This is a genomic window from Mesorhizobium sp. (assembly GCF_004962245.1).
Classification (GTDB): domain Bacteria; phylum Pseudomonadota; class Alphaproteobacteria; order Rhizobiales; family Rhizobiaceae; genus Mesorhizobium.
This window is the reverse complement of sequence record NZ_SUHQ01000005.1, coordinates 138,459-152,956: the sequence shown is the minus strand read 5'-3', so window position 1 is coordinate 152,956 and position 14,498 is coordinate 138,459. Positions and strand designations below refer to the sequence as shown.

The window sequence follows — 14,498 nt, the reverse complement described above, 5'->3', positions numbered from 1 at the left end:
TTAATCTTGCGATCTGTTATTCAATCTTGAATGGCTGATATCGATTGGAACCTGATCAAGAGCTTCGTCACCGTGGCGGAAACCGGCAGCCTGTCCGCCGCCGCGCGCAAGCTGGCTGCAAGCCAGCCGACGCTCGGCCGCCATATTGCCGAGCTGGAGCAGGCGCTTGGCGTCACGCTGTTCCGGCGCGGGCGGCGCGGCTATGCCCTGACTGAAGCCGGCAGCACGCTCTATGAGCGCGGCCGGGCGGTGAGCGAGCAGGCGAGCGCCTTTTCGCTGTTGGCGCTGGGGTCGGTCGAGGCGATCGAGGGCACGGTGCGCATTGCCGCCAGCGAGGTGGTTGCGGCCTATGTCCTGCCCGAGATGATGACGCGGCTGGGCGTCGAGGAACCCGGCATAGAGGTCGAGATCGTCGCGTCGAACCAGGTCGAGAATCTTTTGCGCCGCGATGCCGACATCGCCATCCGCATGGTCAAGCCGGCGCAGAACGAATTGGTGGCGCGCAAGGTGGCCGATATTCCGCTCCGCGCCTGCGCGGCAAGATCCTATCTCGACCGGCGCGGCCGTCCGCTCGAGCCCGGCGATCTTGCCGGCCACGACCTGATCGGCTTCGACCGCAGCGATGAGATCATTCGCGGCTTTGCCCAGTTCGGTGTCCCGCTGACCCGCAACGCCTTCCGCTTCAGGACCGACAACCAGATCGTGCTGTGGGAGGCGGTGCGGGCGGGAAACGGTATCGGCTTTGGCCAGCAGCCGCTGGCCGACCGCGATCCGCTGGTGGAGACAGTGCTGCCGGACCTCGCGCTGCCGACGCTGCCGGTGTGGCTGGCCATGCACCGCGACGTGCGCACCAGCGTACGCATCCGCCGCGTCGCGGATTTCCTCTATGAGGAATTGAAGCGCTATTCGGCTGGTGCGGCGTCGGGGGCGAATTCGGCGCGATGAGCGAGCCCGGCCATCAACAGAACGACGACCAGCAGCCCCGACAAAGCGACGAAGATCGGGCCGAAGCTCGAGTGCTCGGCGATAAAGCCGATTGCCGACGGCGCCACCAGGATGCCGGAATAGCCCATTGTGGTGACGACGCTCATGCCGGTGCCGGACGACATGCCTTCCTGGTTGCCGCCTGCGGAAAACAGGATCGGCACCATGTTGGCGATGCCGAAGCCGCAAACGGCGAAAGCCGCTATGGCAAGCCATGGTGAAGGTGCCAGCCCAGCCACCAGCATGCCGGCGGCGGCGACAAAGGCCGAGACGCGCAGCGTCGTCACCGCGCCGAAGCGGTTGCGGACTCCGTCGCCAAGGAAGCGCATGACGGCCATGACGCCGGAAAAGGCGGCGTAAGCAAGACCCGCTATGGCAAGGTCGGTGCCGAGTTCTTGCCGCAGATACAGTGCCGCCCAGTCTAGCACCGCGCCTTCGGAGATCATCGTCAGCAGCGCCATCAGCCCAACCAGATAGACCAGCGGATTCCCCGGCAGCGCGAATTTGCGACGTCCGTTGCCCCTTGGTGACCCTTGGAGCGGCTTGTCTTCGGCGATCAGGTAGCGGACTGCCACTGCGATCGCTGCGAAAGCGAGAGCCGTCACCACCATCGCATGGGCGAGATGACCGTAGTTCTGGATGGCAAAGCCGCCGAGAGCGCCGCCGGCGAAACCGCCAAGGCTCCAGAAGCCGTGCGAGGACGACATGATGGCCCGGGACAACCGCCGTTCCACCGTGACCGCATTGGCGTTCATGGCGACATCCATGCCGCCGATCGAACCTCCGAAGATGAACATGGCGATCGCCGCCAGCGGCACGTTGGGGGCCAGCGCCACGACCAGCAGGCCGAAGCTGCCGACGAGACCGAACCAGCGCAGCACGGTGCGCGACCCATGCCTGGAGATCAGGTGGCCGCACCAGGTCATCGCCGTGACCGCGCCGGCGCCGAACAGCAGGATCAGCAGGCCGAGCATGAACTTCGAGATGTCGAGCCGTGTCAGGAACACCGGGATCTGCGGCGCCCAGGCGCCGGTCAGGAAGCCATTGGCGAGGAAGATGGCCGCCACGGCCCATCGTCCACGAATGGCGGCCTGCATGACGTTTTGCGCGTGCATCGTGTAGAATCCGGTCTGAAATGGCCTCGCGCGGCAAATTAGATCGATTCAATCGTCAGTCAAGCGCACTCAGCCGAAAGTGCTTGGCCAAAGCCACGCCGTAAGGGGCCGTTATGGGCCTCCCGTCGCCTCGCGTCGGCGGGCCATCTCGGCGATCCAAACCGGTGCGTAAGGTGGCGTGCAGCCAGGCGATGCAGGGTAGTCGATGAGGACGGCGAGCCGCTCGCCAATTCCGATTGCTCGCGTTCGAAGTTTCGGATGATGTATGCCGATCTCGGCGAGGCAATGGTTCATGGCCCACTGCTTCTGCGCTGGCGCCTCTTTCATCTCCTTCTCGATCTGGTCGAGCAGGGCATCGAGATTGAGGCCCCCGGCGTTCTTGACCACCCTATCGGTGGTCAGGCTCCAGCCCGCACGACCGACAAGATCGTCGCCGTCCTTCCAGCCGAGACGGAGTTCCTCGGCGTGGCGGCCGGGCTTCACAACGTTCACGATGAACCAGTCGAGGAGCTTGGGAGAGCGAATGTCGCTGATCATCGCGTCGAGCTCGGCCGCAGAGAAGGCCTTCGGCCTGCACACCAGGGTCGCGAGAAGGCGCGCGGCGGTGGCGCCTGTGGCCCAGAGCTGAAGTGCGAGTTCATGCTGCGTCTTGAGCTGCTTGGCGAGAGAGCGAAGATGGGTGAGGTTCACACCGTGATCGTCACCACGGCGTTCATTGGCCTCGCGCATCTTCGGATCTTCGAGTGCGGCGAGATCGCGCATGACGTCCTCGACTATCCTGCTCGTCGACATGATGCTCTCCTCGCCACGTTCCTTTCACTCACTTCATCCGAAGGGCCTGCACGTACCGTCAGCTTCCCGTCCCATTGGCGATGGTGGCAAAGACCAGCTCGGGTCGAACCCGGTCGTTCAGCGATCCTAGTGATCCCTGGGGCGTCTTGCCTCGAACTCCGCTTTCTTGGCGTCGGAGGCCTCGGTCTGGTTGAGCGCCTGCCATTCGGCATAGGGCATGCCGTAGATGATCTCGCGCGACTGGTCCTTGCTGAGATCGACGCCCTTGGCCTCCGCGGCATCGCGATACCAGTTGGACAGGCAGTTGCGGCAGAAGCCGGCAAGGTTCATCAGGTCGATGTTCTGCACGTCCGTGCGTTCGCGCAGATGCGCGACCAGCCGGCGGAAGGCGGCGGCTTCGAAATCGCGTTTTTGCTCGTCGCTGAGATCGGTCATTGCTTCCTGGCCTCCTTGGGCCTCCGTCATAGCGGCCCGGTGCGCGAGCCGAACATCTTCACCGCATGTATATCGGGGCGGCGATTGATCGCGTCAACGATCGGCGCCAGCCGTTCGGCCCATGCGATCGCATTCTTCCGATCGGCGATCAGGTCCTGGCGGATTTCGATCAGCGCATGGGCAAAGCCGTTGACGATGGCATGCCTGAACATGGTGTCGCCGCGCAATGCGCCATCATAAGGCTCGTTGTCACCGACGACGAGGTCTTTGTCGGCGGCCAGCATGTCGATCAACGGCCGCGCCACCCGGTCGTCGCGATCCCACAAGATACCGACATGCCACGGGCGCACGAGCCCCTGCATCACCGGCGTGAAGGAGTGTACCGAGAAGATGAAGGGCGCGCTTGCGGAAGCCTGTGCCACCGAGGCTATCATGGCGCCGACCGCGTCATGATAGGGCCGGTAGAAGCGGTCGAGCCGCCTTTCGCGCTCTTCCGCTGATATAGGGTAGTTTCCCGGCACGACGGTGCCGTCATAGAGTTGGCGGATCAGCGTCGGATCGTCCTCTCCGCGATTGGGGTCAATCAGAAGTCGTGAAAAATTGGCGAACACCGCCGGCACGCCGAGCAAAGCGGCCAGTTCGCGTGTCGCCGTCTCGACTCCGATATCGTAGGCGATATGGCGGTCGAATTCCGCTGCCGGCAGGCCGAGGCTGCCATAGTCCTCCGGCAGGTCGCGGCGGGCGTGATCGGCCAGGAGCACGATGCCTCGCTTGCGGTCGCCTTCGACGATGTCGAAAGGCGCGAAAACTGTGGATCGGGTCATTGGTGGGAAATGGTCTGTTCGCTGGCTTCCGGGGAGGGTGGTATCGTCATTCCACGAAGAGGACGCTTGCGCAATGCCGTTGTTTGGCCACGGTTTCTGCGGAAATCTGGCACAAGGCGACAGACCGTGCGCCAGGGCCTTTCTAAATCGATTGGAATTGGGCAAATGGGCGCGTTGACATGCGCCCGGACTTTTCCGAAAAGGGGCGTTGAGAGATGCAAATGTGGTTCTTGAGGGGTTTCAGGATGGGTTCCGCCGGCAGGCCGCGCGTGCGCTATGCCTTCGCCATGCCACTCCTGACCCTTGCTGTGGGCCTCGCCGCGATGGTCGCAGCCTCGCCCGCGCGCGCCGATTTCCGTGTCTGCAACGCCACGCAGAACCTGGTCGGCGTCGGCATCGGCTATCGCGCCAAGGCCGGTTGGATCACCGAAGGCTGGTGGCACATCGAAGGATCGAGCTGCAAGACGTTGATCGAAGGGCCGCTGTCATCAAGGTTTTACTATCTCTATGCAGAAGACGCGGAGCGCGGCGGGCGCTGGGATGGCCCGATCAACATGTGCGTGGCCGAAAAAGAGTTCAAGATCGCCGGCGTTGCCGATTGCGTCGCCCGGGGCTTCCAGCGCGCCGGATTCCAGGAATATGACACGGGCGAGCAGGCAAGCTGGATGGTCCAGCTGACCGACGACCCCGCAACGGGAGGTGCTCCAGCCGCCCCGGGAACAAACAGTCAATGAGACGTAGCCGCAAGGTCAAGATACTCGCCACCATCGGTCCGGCCTCCTCTTCCGAGGACATGTTGAAGAAGCTTTTCGAAGCCGGCGCCGACGTGTTTCGCATCAATATGAGCCACACCGATCATGAATTGATGCGCACACTTGTCGGTCGCATCCGCGCGGTCGAGGAAGCGGTCGGCCGGCCGATCGGCATTCTCGCCGATCTGCAGGGGCCTAAGCTGCGGGTCGGCAAATTCGCCAACGGCAAGGAGACGCTGACACTCGGCCAGACGTTCACGCTCGATGACAATCCCGAGCCCGGCAATTCGACCAGGGTCTATCTGCCCCACCCCGAAATCCTGAGGTCGGTCGAGGCCGGTCACCGCCTTTTGATCGACGACGGCAAGCTCGAGCTGAAGGCGGTGAAGAGCGACGGCAAGGCGATCGTCTGCACCGTCGTCGCCGGCACCACCATCTCCGATAAGAAGGGCGTCAGCCTACCCGACACCGACCTGCCGGTCGGCGCGCTGACCGAAAAGGACCGCAGGGACCTCGATGCGGTGCTGGCCACCGGCGTCGACTGGGTGGCGCTGTCGTTCGTGCAGCGGCCGGAAGATCTGGCGGAAGCGCGCAAGATCGCGCGCGGCCGGGCGCTCATCATGGCCAAGATCGAAAAGCCGCAAGCCGTCGCCCGGCTGGCCGAGATCATCGAACTTTCGGATGCCTTGATGGTCGCCCGCGGCGATCTCGGCGTCGAAATGCCGCTCGAAGCCGTGCCCGGCATCCAGAAACAGATCACCCGCGCCGCGCGGCGCGCCGGCAAGCCGGTGGTGATCGCCACGCAGATGCTGGAATCGATGATCGCCGCGCCCGTGCCGACCCGCGCCGAGGTGTCGGACGTCTCGATCGCCGTGTTCGAAGGCGCCGACGCCATCATGCTCTCGGCGGAGTCCGCGGCCGGCGCCTACCCGGTCGAGGCGGTGGCGATGATGGACCGTATCGCCACCAAGGTCGAAACCGACCCGACCTATGCCGGCATCATCAATGCGCAGCGCTCGCAGCCGGAAGCGACCGGCGCCGACGCGATTTCTCTGGCCGCCCGCGAAATCGCCGAGACGCTGAAACTATCGGCGATCATAAGCTATACGGCGTCGGGAACGACCGGCCTGCGCGCTGCGCGCGAGCGGCCGCAGGTGCCGATCGTCGCGCTGTCGCCGATCGTCAACACGGCGCGGCGGCTGTCGCTTTTGTGGGGCACGCATTGCGTCGTCTCGCCCGACGCCATCGACCTCGATGACATGGTCGACCGCGCCTGCCGCATCGCTTTGGACGAAGGGTTCGGCAAGCCGGGCGACCGGGTCATCATCACGGCCGGCGTGCCGTTGAGGACGCCGGGATCCACCAACATGCTGCGCATCGCCTATGTCGGATCGGAGATGCAGGCCAGCCGCTAGAGCGAGCCGCTCAAAAATGCGCAGCGATTTTTGGGCCGCCCACAGGCGAATTCACCAAGCTGAAGCCTCGCCTCGATGCGGAGCAACCTGTTGCCTGCAACCGGATCAAGAAGGTGAGGCGACGGCGAGTACGATCGCGATTACCAGCAAGAGCGGCCCCATCCATTTGAAATGACGGGGAAGGCGTGCCAACCAGGCCTGTTGTCCAGCTTGGGGTTGGTTTGGCATCTGGAGGAACCCGTAGCCGACGCCCGACATCCATAGACCGGCGCAAAACATTATGAACTCGTCGATGTAAGCTGCGATCATGATTGCCTAACGACTCCAACCCTAGACAAGGAAACCACACCTCGCGCTCACCGACAAGCAGTGCCGAGATAGGTAAAAGCGACGAAATTGCTCATTTCACTGACTGGAAGGTGGTTATGGCCGCCGCAAGACCGACAGCAATGTTGAAATTGCCGTGGGAACGTCGCAGCCTGGGGCACCAACCCTCCGGTATCAAATCCCTTCGCCTGCGAGTTCTTCCGAAAGCGTGCCGACTTGATCTTGGGCGCTGCGCAACATCGGATAGATGGCGAGCACGCGCTGCCACGCTTCCAGCGCCGACTCCTTGTGGCCGGTTACGGCCATGATCTGCGCCAGCCCGGAAAGCGCGCCGAAATGGCGCGGCTCGAGTTGCAGCGTGCGGTCGATGTCCGACATCGATTTTCCAAAGTTCTTCATCAAGAAATGCGCGGTGGCGCGCCGGTTCCATCCTTCCGCAAAGGCCGGTTGCAAGGTCACCACCTGATCGAGGAAATCGAGCGCCACGTCGAACTTCTGGTCCTCGATCGCCTTTTGCGACCATTGCATCATCAGGTCGATCGAGGCGCTGCCGGATTGCGCCCACTCGTTCGAGATGCGCGCGGCGATGCGCTCGGCGGCTTTTTCGTTGCGCTCGCGCTTCAGGTCGGCGAACAACTGGTCGAGCCTTGCCTCTCTGGTCGCAGCGACCGGGGGTGCGACCGGGTCGTCCGCTTGAGCCGGAAGCGAGGCGGAACCGAAAAGAAAAAGCGCCGCGAGGAATGCAAAAAGAATCCGCATAGTCGGAATCTAGCCCCGGACAGCGGATCGTCAAACTGAATTTAGCGTGAGAAGGCCGATAGGCCGGTATTCGAGCCACGCGTCCTTTCGACGTGCAAAGGACGCTCCAACATTTTGAGTCCTACGCATCGTATATTCCGGAAATCGATTCCGGTTTTCGGGTCGATGCGGTAACATCATGCAAGCGTGGGGCAAGCCCCACGCGCAAGGCTCAACCCTGGCGCGCCTTGTAGCGCGGAGCGGTCTTGTTGATGATGTAGATGCGGCCCTTGCGGCGAACCAGTTGGTTGTCGCGGTGACGCGCCTTCAGCGCCTTGAGCGAATTCTTGATCTTCATGGTCTTGCCCGTCGGTCTGGGCCCGGTCCCGGGCCGAATTATTAAGGCGCGCTCGGAAAGCGCGCCTTTCAACTTGTGCGTGGCTCATAAACGAGGAGCCTTGCCTGTGTCAACCGCAAGCATGCTTCCTAGATGAGCCGGTGTGGCGGATTTGCGTTTTCTGCTCCATCGGCGGCATTAGCGGCGCGCGGTCCAACAGCCTCAACGGTGACGGCTCATTCGCGTAAAATGGCCCATCTTGCGGCCGGGCCGCGCCTCGGCTTTGCCGTAGAGATGCAGCATCAGATCGGGCTCGGCGAGCAGGGCTGGGACGCGCAGGATGTCGTCGCCGATCAGGTTTTCCATGACGCAGTCAAAATGGCGGCCGGGATTTCCCAGCGGCAGGCCGGCGACAGCACGAATGTGCTGTTCGAATTGTGAGACGATGCAGGCGGCTTCCGTCCAGTGGCCGGAATTGTGAACGCGCGGGGCGATCTCATTGGCCAGCAGCGAGCCGTCGGCTAGGACAAAGAACTCGATGCCGATGACGCCGACATAGTCGAGCGCCGCAAGTATTCCTGTTGCTGCCGCCTGCGCCGAAACCGCTGTTTCGGACGTTATTCCAGCCGGCAGAGTCGAACTGTGCAGGATGCCGTTGCGGTGGACGTTTTCTGCCGGATCGTAGGCGGCGAGCGAACCGTCTATGCCGCGCGCCGCGATCACCGAAATCTCGCGTTCGAAGTCGACGAAGGATTCGAGGATCAGCGGCACGTTGCCCATCGCCTCGCAGGTACCAGCAGAGCCGCCCGTTTCCATGTTGCGGAAGACACGCTGGCCCTTGCCGTCATAGCCCATGCGCCGCGTCTTCAATATGCCGCTGCCACCGAACTTTTTCAGCGCCGCCGTCAGTTCGTCGTCATTGTCGACGGGACAGAAATCGGCGGTGGGGATGCCGATGCCGTTGAGGAATTTCTTCTCCGCCACCCGGTCCTGCGCCACTTCCAGCGCGCGCGCCGGCGGATAGACCGGGACCGTGACGGCAAGCGCGCTGGCGGCCGCGACCGGCACGTTCTCGAACTCGTAGGTGACGACGGCGCTGACCGCCGCCAGTTCGGCGAGCGCGGTCGTATCGTCATAGGCAGCGGCGATCTGCCGGTTGGCGACCTGTGCTGCCGGGCAATCCAACTGCGGTTCCAGCACGACCGTGCGATAGCCGAGGCGGGCCGCGGCCATGGCCAGCATGCGGCCGAGCTGGCCGCCGCCGATGATGCCGATGGTCGAGCCGGCGGGCAGGCTCATGGCGTGTCCGTGGGCTCGGTGGCGACCTTGGCGGTCTGGGCGGCGCGCCAGGCATCGAGCCGGGCAGCCAGCTTTTCGTCGGTCAGCGCCAGCACGGCCGCGGCCAGAAGGGCGGCATTTGTGGCGCCCGCCTTGCCAATTGCCAGCGTGCCGACCGGAATGCCGGCCGGCATCTGCACGATGGAGAGCAGCGAGTCCTGCCCGGAAAGTGCCTTCGATTCCACCGGCACGCCAAAAACGGGGAGCGGGGTCATCGCCGCCGTCATGCCGGGCAGGTGCGCCGCACCGCCGGCGCCGGCGATGATCACCCGAAAACCGGCCGCCTTGGCGCCTTTGGCAAATTCATAGAGCCGGTCGGGGGTGCGATGAGCCGAGACGATCAGCCGCTTGTGCGGGATGCCCAGTGCCTCCAGCGTTTCGGCGGCGTGGCGCATCGTTGCCCAGTCGGACTGGCTGCCCATGATGATGGCGACGTCGGCGCGTTGATCGTCCAAGCTTCTGCTCCCGGCGGCAAAGGCGCGCATTAGCGGAATTCGGGATCGACGGCAAGGATGCGGTGCCTCTGCACAGCATTCGGGCGCACCGTGTCATCGTTACCTAATCCGGCCAGCGCAAGGCGCCGGCGGATTCCTTGCGCGCCGATTTCATGGCGTCCGCGGGACGCTCGGTTGCGCTCAACACTGCCCGCAGGCGTTCGGCGACGATTTCTGCCTCGCCTGGATGGAGATTACAGGGGTCGAGGAAGAAATGGCCGCGTTCCACCTCGTGGTTGCGCACGATGACGGGAGGCTGGCCCGCCGCCAGCGCCGATGCGAGGCCGGCGGCGCTGAAGCGGCTTTCCGGCCGGACGAAGACCTGCAGGCGATCGAGCGGGTTGGCGGTCGGATCGGGGATGATCTCGGCGCCAATGCCGGCAATGCCTTGCAAGGCATCCTTCCACAGATGGAGCGCCGCTTCCTCCCGCTGCCGGATGCCGGCATGATCACGCCGCTCCCAGGCCTCCAGGGCGGCCATGGTGCCAGCGATGCTTTCCTTGCCGACCTTCATCGCCCGCGCAACGCCACGGTTCTGCAGATAGGCGGCCCGCACCAGATCCTTGCGTCCCGTCACGATGCCGCTTGTCGGCCCACTGAGGAATTTGTGCCCGCTATAGACGACGATGTCGGCGCCGCGCGCGAGGAAGCCGCGCAGATCATATTCGGAGGCGGCGTCGACGATCACCGGAACGCCCCTGGCGTGGCAGATTTCGCAGAACTCCTCGAGCGAGAGCATGCCGTATTGCACCGTGTGATGCGCAACGACATAGAGGCCTGCTGCGGTGCGGTCGCGGATCGCCTCGCGCACATGATAGTCCTGCGTCACGCTGACCGTGCCGGCCGGTACGGTCCTGGCCCCGGCAAGCCGGATCGACTGGTCGATCGGCGCGCCGTAGTTGACGATATGGCCGAGCTGGACGATGACCTCCGACTTCAGCCCTTCCGTGTCGTCCGGCAGCCGCTCGATCGCGAGCAGATTGGTGCCGGTCATAGCGCCGGCAATCGCCATGGTGATGCCGCTGGCGCAGCAAGCCGTGACGAAACCGGCCTCGCCGCCAGTGAGGCGCGCGACGATCGTGCTCGCGGCGCGTTGCAGATCGTCCATCTCCACCCATTGCGAAGCGATCTCCGACATCGCGGCGATCGCTTCCGGGACGATGATCGAGGCGCCGAGCGCGGTCATCGTGCCGGAAACATTGATGATCGGGCGAAGGCCGAGCCGTTCGCGGATTGTCGTGTTGGAGCCGTTTGCGGAATAGATCGTCATCTCTAGGGATCCCATTGGTAAGACGTCAGGCGGCGATCTCGACGACCGCCTCGATTTCGACTGTGATGTTCCCCGGCAGGGAACCGACACCGATCGCCGAACGGGCGTGGCCGCCGATCCTATCGAAGACAGCGGCGAAAAGATCGGAGCAGCCGTTGACCACTTTCGGGTGGTCGCTGAACGTCGGGATCGCGTTGACGAAGCCAAGCAGCTTGACGACGCGCACGATGCGGCCGAGGTCGCCTGCCGCGGCATGCATGACGGCGAGCAGGTTCAAACCGGTGAGACGGGCATGCCCATAGGCTTCCTCCACCGTAATGTCCTCGCCCACCTTGCCGGTGCAAAGCGTGCCATCGGCGCGCAACGGCCCCTGGCCGGAGAGGAAGATCAGCCGTCCGCTCTCGGCGTGGGTGACGAAATTGGCGATGGGCGTCGGCGGCTCGGGCAGCGTCAGGCCCAATTCGGCGAGCCGGATGTAAGGCGTCATGAAAAAGCTCCTTGCGACAGCTTTCGCCGTCTGATGTCAGAAATGCGAGGCGCGAAACCGCGCCAGGAAGCTGCGAAGACGCTCGTTGTCGATCTCCGTGCCCAGAATCTCGGCAGGCGGCCCCGCGGCGCTGATGCCGCCATCCGCCATGAAGACGATGCGGCTCGAGGCGTCGCGTGCAAAGGCCATCTCATGCGTGACCATCAGCATTGTCATGCCGTCCTCGGCCAGGCTGCGCACGACCTCAAGCACCTCGCCGACCAGTTCGGGATCGAGCGCGGAGGTTATCTCGTCGAGGAGCAGGATCTTCGGCTCCATCGCCACGGCGCGGGCGATGCCGACACGCTGCTGCTGGCCGCCGGAAAGCTCGGCCGGCAGGCTGTCCGCCTTGTGGGCGAGGCCGACCCGGCCGAGCCAATGCTCGGCAATCTGGCGGGCCTCGGCGCTGCTCTTGCCGCGCACCTTGCGCAGGCCAAGCATGATGTTGCCGGCCGCTGTCAGATGTGGAAACAGGTTGAAACTCTGGAACACCATTCCGGTCTCGGCCCGCATCGCCGCCAGGTCGCGCTCGCTGCGGCGCTGGCGTGTTCCCGTCTCGCGGAAGCCGACCTCCTTGCCGTCGATGCGGATGGAGCCACTGTCGTAGCTCTCCAGGAAGTTGACGCAGCGCAGCAGCGTGGTCTTGCCGCTGCCGGAGGGTCCGATGACCGTCACCACCTCGCCGCGTGTCACCTGCAGGCTGACGGAACGCAGAACCTCGACGGATCCAAAGGATTTGGAAACCTCGGAGACATCGAGAAGTGCCGGATTGGCGTGCGTGGACATCTTGCTATTCCCGGATGAAGGAGAAGCGCTGCTCCAGCCGTCGGCTGGCCAGGGAGAGGGCGTAATTGACGGCGAAGTAGATGACCGCGCCGAGGATGTAGAGCGGCATCGCCTCGTAAGTGCGGCCGATGACCTGGTTTATGGCATGCATCAGGTCGGTGATGCCGAGCAGCGAGACCAGCGCGCTGCCCTTTACCGCATCGGTGACGCCATTGATCCATGGCGGCAGGAAGCGCCTGAACGCTTGTGGGAAGACGACGTAGGCCAGTCGCTGACGAAAGGTCAGCCCAATCGCCATCGCCGCTTCGGACTGCCCCTTCGGTATGGAACCGACCGCGCCACGCAAATATTCGATGACCTGCGCTGTCTTGAACAGGGTGAGCGCCAGCACGGCTGCCCAGAAGGATTCCAGATGGATGCCGACGGCCGGCAGCCCGTAATAGACGAAGAAGATGAGCACCAGGATCGGGATGCCGCGTATGGTGTCGCTGAAAATGCGGACTGCCCAGCGCAGCGGAGCCGGGCCGTAGACAAGGCCGACGCCCATCATCACACCGGCGACGAGCGACAACACCACGACCAGCAGCGACACCCACAGGGTCACGGCAAAACCCTGGGCCAGGAAGGGCAAGGCATAGGCGATCTGGCCAAGCATCCTAGTGCGCCGCCCTAAATCGACGCTCGACAAGCCGAAGTGCATAGAGAAGGGCGTAGCCGGTGAAGAGGTACATCGCCGTCACCACAAGGTAGACCTCCACGATCCGGAACGTGTTGAAGTTGATCCATTGGGCGCCGTAGGTGAGTTCGGGCACCGAGATGACCGAGGCGATCGACGTGTCCTTGAACAGCGATATGAATGTGTTGGAAAGCGCCGGCAGCGTGATCCGCAGCATTGTCGGCAGCCGCACATGGACGAGCCTTTGCCAGGGCGTCAGGCCGATCGCCTTGCCGGCGTCGATCTGGCCGCGCGGAACCGCTTCAAGCCCCGAGCGAAACACCTCGACCAGATAGGCGCCGCTGTAGAGCGACAGCGTGGCGATGAATGAGATCTGCGCGGAGTAGGCAATGTCGACCACGGTCGGCAGGCCGTAGAAGACCAGATAGACAAGCAGGATCAGGGGCACGTTGCGGATGAACTCGACATAGGCCGCGATACCTGCGCGTACCACGCGCCCGGCCGAAACGTACCAGACCGCCAGAAGCAGACCGATGGCGATGCCGATTGCTATGGAGATCACGGCGAGTTCGAGGCTGAGCAGCAGTCCGCCCCAGAGCTTGTCGAAATTTCGCCAGATCAGGTTGAAGTTGAGAGTATAGCCCATGCGTCTGCCTCAATGCCGAAGGCCGTCGAGGATAAGGTGGCAGAAGGGCGCCGGATGCGCATCCTTCCGCCAGCTGCATCAGATGACCGGAAAACCGGGATGCCGGGCCGGCGGCTCCAGTCCGAAATAGTCCTTGAACGCCGCGTCGTAGAGCGCCGTTTCATGACCGAACATTGCAGTCGCGAAGGTCGTGTTGACGAAGGTCAGCCAGTCGAGATCGCCTTGCCGCAGCGCCGCACCGTAAAGCATCGAGAACCAGCTCTTGCCGGCATCGAAATATTTGTCCGGATTGCGCGACGCGAGCCACCGCACCGTTGACAGATCGACCGCTGCAGCGTCGACGCGCTTCGATTCCAGCGCCTGCAGCACGTTGGCCTGGGTGTCGATCTGCATCACCTGCGACTCCGGCAGGACGATATGCACATTTTGCTCGGCATCGACGTTCTGCAGGATGGAAATACGCGTTGCCGAACCGCCGGCAAGCAGCTTGTCGAATGTCTTGTTCTCTGCGGACGGAAGGGTCAGCAGAGCGATACCTTCGACATAGTAGGGCCTGGAGAAGTTGATCAGCTGCGAGCGCTGGGCGGTCATAGTCATGAACTGGATCGAGATGTCGACCTTGTTGGTGGTCACGTTCGGAATGCGCTGCGCCGGATCCTGCATAACGAAATCGACCATGGTCGGATCGTCGAAAAGGCCCTTGGCAAGAATGCGCCCCATGGTGATGTCCATGCCGACAAGTTCGCCGGCATCGTTCTCGAAGTGCCAGGGTGCGTTGGTGCTGCCGGTGCCGACAATCAGCTTGCCGCGATCAAGAACGGTGCGCAGCAGGCTGTCCGGTGCGGCCTGCGCAGCCGCCTTCTGAACATCGACCGTTGCTGCTGCGCTCATCACGCCGGCCGTTGCGAGCCCGGCCATTCCCAGTTTCAGAAATTCACGCCTCTTGGATGTGTCGTTCACTGCGACCTCCTTCGTGTTGTGTTCCCCTTTGCCGACACACGTGTCAATGACGATTTGTCTCTTACAAAAGACACATGTATCCT

18 protein-coding genes are annotated in these 14,498 nt (G+C 63.5%); 3 read left to right on the top strand and 15 right to left on the bottom strand.

The features are described 5' to 3' along the window. The first annotated feature begins 30 nt into the window (after positions 1–30). Positions 31–945 carry a LysR family transcriptional regulator gene (locus E5X88_RS07525; RefSeq protein ID WP_292159826.1) on the top strand — a complete coding sequence of 305 codons (915 nt, stop codon included), beginning with the start codon at positions 31–33 and terminating at the stop codon, positions 943–945. On the opposite strand, the gene E5X88_RS07520 is transcribed toward E5X88_RS07525, so the two are convergent. The 4 genes from E5X88_RS07520 to E5X88_RS07505 all read right to left on the bottom strand — a co-directional run bounded on the left by E5X88_RS07520 (position 903) and on the right by E5X88_RS07505 (position 4,150). Beyond that, the gene (locus tag E5X88_RS07520) at positions 903–2,099 is read right to left on the bottom strand and encodes an MFS transporter (RefSeq protein ID WP_292159824.1); all 1,197 of its coding nucleotides are present in this window, start codon (positions 2,097–2,099) and stop codon (positions 903–905) included. The two genes, E5X88_RS07525 and E5X88_RS07520, sit on opposite strands and share 43 nt — an antisense overlap. Positions 2,100–2,210: 111 nt before the next feature. Next, positions 2,211–2,891: a DNA alkylation repair protein gene (locus E5X88_RS07515; RefSeq protein ID WP_292159822.1), complete on the bottom strand. Its 681-nt coding sequence runs from the start codon at positions 2,889–2,891 to the stop codon at positions 2,211–2,213. A gap of 126 nt (positions 2,892–3,017) precedes the next feature. Further along, a complete protein-coding gene (locus E5X88_RS07510) occupies positions 3,018–3,326 on the bottom strand; it encodes a DUF1244 domain-containing protein (protein WP_292159821.1) in 309 nt (102 codons plus the stop codon). Positions 3,327–3,352: 26 nt separating this feature from the next. After that, positions 3,353–4,150 (bottom strand): N-formylglutamate amidohydrolase, encoded by a 798-nt coding sequence (locus E5X88_RS07505; RefSeq protein ID WP_292159819.1) that lies wholly within the window; start codon positions 4,148–4,150, stop codon positions 3,353–3,355. A 287-nt stretch (positions 4,151–4,437) separates the two neighbouring features. On the opposite strand from E5X88_RS07505, the gene E5X88_RS07500 reads away from it, so the two are divergent. Together E5X88_RS07500 and pyk are read left to right on the top strand one after the other, a co-directional pair. Then, positions 4,438–4,884 (top strand): DUF1036 domain-containing protein, encoded by a 447-nt coding sequence (locus E5X88_RS07500; protein WP_245329986.1) that lies wholly within the window; start codon positions 4,438–4,440, stop codon positions 4,882–4,884. After that, a complete protein-coding gene (gene pyk, locus E5X88_RS07495) occupies positions 4,881–6,317 on the top strand; it encodes a pyruvate kinase (RefSeq protein WP_292159817.1) in 1,437 nt (478 codons plus the stop codon). The genes E5X88_RS07500 and pyk overlap by 4 nt, the downstream gene beginning before the upstream one ends. 105 nt (positions 6,318–6,422) lie before the next feature. On the opposite strand, the gene E5X88_RS07490 is transcribed toward pyk, so the two are convergent. The 11 genes from E5X88_RS07490 to E5X88_RS07440 form a co-directional block, all read right to left on the bottom strand. Then, on the bottom strand, positions 6,423–6,626 hold the full coding sequence (locus tag E5X88_RS07490) for a hypothetical protein (protein ID WP_292159814.1): 204 nt from the start codon (positions 6,624–6,626) through the stop codon (positions 6,423–6,425). A 192-nt stretch (positions 6,627–6,818) separates the two neighbouring features. Beyond that, on the bottom strand, positions 6,819–7,403 hold the full coding sequence (locus E5X88_RS07485; protein ID WP_292159811.1) for a hypothetical protein: 585 nt from the start codon (positions 7,401–7,403) through the stop codon (positions 6,819–6,821). 211 nt (positions 7,404–7,614) lie between these two features. After that, complete coding sequence (ykgO, locus tag E5X88_RS07480) at positions 7,615–7,740, bottom strand: type B 50S ribosomal protein L36 (RefSeq protein WP_006203764.1); 126 nt, start codon at positions 7,738–7,740, stop codon at positions 7,615–7,617. Positions 7,741–7,941: 201 nt separating this feature from the next. Continuing rightward, positions 7,942–9,018 carry a 5-(carboxyamino)imidazole ribonucleotide synthase gene (locus tag E5X88_RS07475; RefSeq protein WP_292159809.1) on the bottom strand — a complete coding sequence of 359 codons (1,077 nt, stop codon included), beginning with the start codon at positions 9,016–9,018 and terminating at the stop codon, positions 7,942–7,944. Continuing rightward, the gene (purE, locus tag E5X88_RS07470; RefSeq protein ID WP_292159806.1) at positions 9,015–9,512 is read right to left on the bottom strand and encodes a 5-(carboxyamino)imidazole ribonucleotide mutase; all 498 of its coding nucleotides are present in this window, start codon (positions 9,510–9,512) and stop codon (positions 9,015–9,017) included. The genes E5X88_RS07475 and purE overlap by 4 nt, the downstream gene beginning before the upstream one ends. Before the next feature lie 103 nt (positions 9,513–9,615). After that, positions 9,616–10,821 carry an aminotransferase class V-fold PLP-dependent enzyme gene (locus E5X88_RS07465; protein ID WP_292159804.1) on the bottom strand — a complete coding sequence of 402 codons (1,206 nt, stop codon included), beginning with the start codon at positions 10,819–10,821 and terminating at the stop codon, positions 9,616–9,618. Positions 10,822–10,846: 25 nt separating this feature from the next. Beyond that, the gene (locus E5X88_RS07460; protein ID WP_292159802.1) at positions 10,847–11,308 is read right to left on the bottom strand and encodes a RidA family protein; all 462 of its coding nucleotides are present in this window, start codon (positions 11,306–11,308) and stop codon (positions 10,847–10,849) included. A gap of 36 nt (positions 11,309–11,344) precedes the next feature. Next, positions 11,345–12,133 (bottom strand): amino acid ABC transporter ATP-binding protein, encoded by a 789-nt coding sequence (locus E5X88_RS07455; RefSeq protein ID WP_292159800.1) that lies wholly within the window; start codon positions 12,131–12,133, stop codon positions 11,345–11,347. Between the two features lie 4 nt (positions 12,134–12,137). Continuing rightward, a complete protein-coding gene (locus tag E5X88_RS07450; protein ID WP_292159797.1) occupies positions 12,138–12,788 on the bottom strand; it encodes an amino acid ABC transporter permease in 651 nt (216 codons plus the stop codon). A gap of 1 nt (position 12,789) precedes the next feature. After that, positions 12,790–13,455: an amino acid ABC transporter permease gene (locus tag E5X88_RS07445; RefSeq protein ID WP_292159795.1), complete on the bottom strand. Its 666-nt coding sequence runs from the start codon at positions 13,453–13,455 to the stop codon at positions 12,790–12,792. 78 nt (positions 13,456–13,533) lie between these two features. After that, positions 13,534–14,415 carry a transporter substrate-binding domain-containing protein gene (locus E5X88_RS07440; RefSeq protein ID WP_292159794.1) on the bottom strand — a complete coding sequence of 294 codons (882 nt, stop codon included), beginning with the start codon at positions 14,413–14,415 and terminating at the stop codon, positions 13,534–13,536. Between the last annotated feature and the right edge of the window lie 83 nt (positions 14,416–14,498).

Excerpts from the sequence above, each read along its gene's own strand:
- E5X88_RS07525 (WP_292159826.1), top strand. The coding sequence starts at position 31 with ATGGCTGATATCGATTGGAACCTGATCAAGAGCTTCGTCACCGTGGCG.
- E5X88_RS07520 (WP_292159824.1), bottom strand. The coding sequence starts at position 2,099 with ATGCACGCGCAAAACGTCATGCAGGCCGCCATTCGTGGACGATGGGCC.
- E5X88_RS07515 (WP_292159822.1), bottom strand. The coding sequence starts at position 2,891 with ATGTCGACGAGCAGGATAGTCGAGGACGTCATGCGCGATCTCGCCGCA.
- E5X88_RS07510 (WP_292159821.1), bottom strand. The coding sequence starts at position 3,326 with ATGACCGATCTCAGCGACGAGCAAAAACGCGATTTCGAAGCCGCCGCC.
- E5X88_RS07505 (WP_292159819.1), bottom strand. The coding sequence starts at position 4,150 with ATGACCCGATCCACAGTTTTCGCGCCTTTCGACATCGTCGAAGGCGAC.
- E5X88_RS07500 (WP_245329986.1), top strand. The coding sequence starts at position 4,438 with ATGCCACTCCTGACCCTTGCTGTGGGCCTCGCCGCGATGGTCGCAGCC.
- pyk (WP_292159817.1), top strand. The coding sequence starts at position 4,881 with ATGAGACGTAGCCGCAAGGTCAAGATACTCGCCACCATCGGTCCGGCC.
- E5X88_RS07490 (WP_292159814.1), bottom strand. The coding sequence starts at position 6,626 with ATGATCGCAGCTTACATCGACGAGTTCATAATGTTTTGCGCCGGTCTA.
- E5X88_RS07485 (WP_292159811.1), bottom strand. The coding sequence starts at position 7,403 with ATGCGGATTCTTTTTGCATTCCTCGCGGCGCTTTTTCTTTTCGGTTCC.
- ykgO (WP_006203764.1), bottom strand. The coding sequence starts at position 7,740 with ATGAAGATCAAGAATTCGCTCAAGGCGCTGAAGGCGCGTCACCGCGAC.
- E5X88_RS07475 (WP_292159809.1), bottom strand. The coding sequence starts at position 9,018 with ATGAGCCTGCCCGCCGGCTCGACCATCGGCATCATCGGCGGCGGCCAG.
- E5X88_RS07465 (WP_292159804.1), bottom strand. The coding sequence starts at position 10,821 with ATGACGATCTATTCCGCAAACGGCTCCAACACGACAATCCGCGAACGG.
- E5X88_RS07460 (WP_292159802.1), bottom strand. The coding sequence starts at position 11,308 with ATGACGCCTTACATCCGGCTCGCCGAATTGGGCCTGACGCTGCCCGAG.
- E5X88_RS07455 (WP_292159800.1), bottom strand. The coding sequence starts at position 12,133 with ATGTCCACGCACGCCAATCCGGCACTTCTCGATGTCTCCGAGGTTTCC.
- E5X88_RS07450 (WP_292159797.1), bottom strand. The coding sequence starts at position 12,788 with ATGCTTGGCCAGATCGCCTATGCCTTGCCCTTCCTGGCCCAGGGTTTT.
- E5X88_RS07445 (WP_292159795.1), bottom strand. The coding sequence starts at position 13,455 with ATGGGCTATACTCTCAACTTCAACCTGATCTGGCGAAATTTCGACAAG.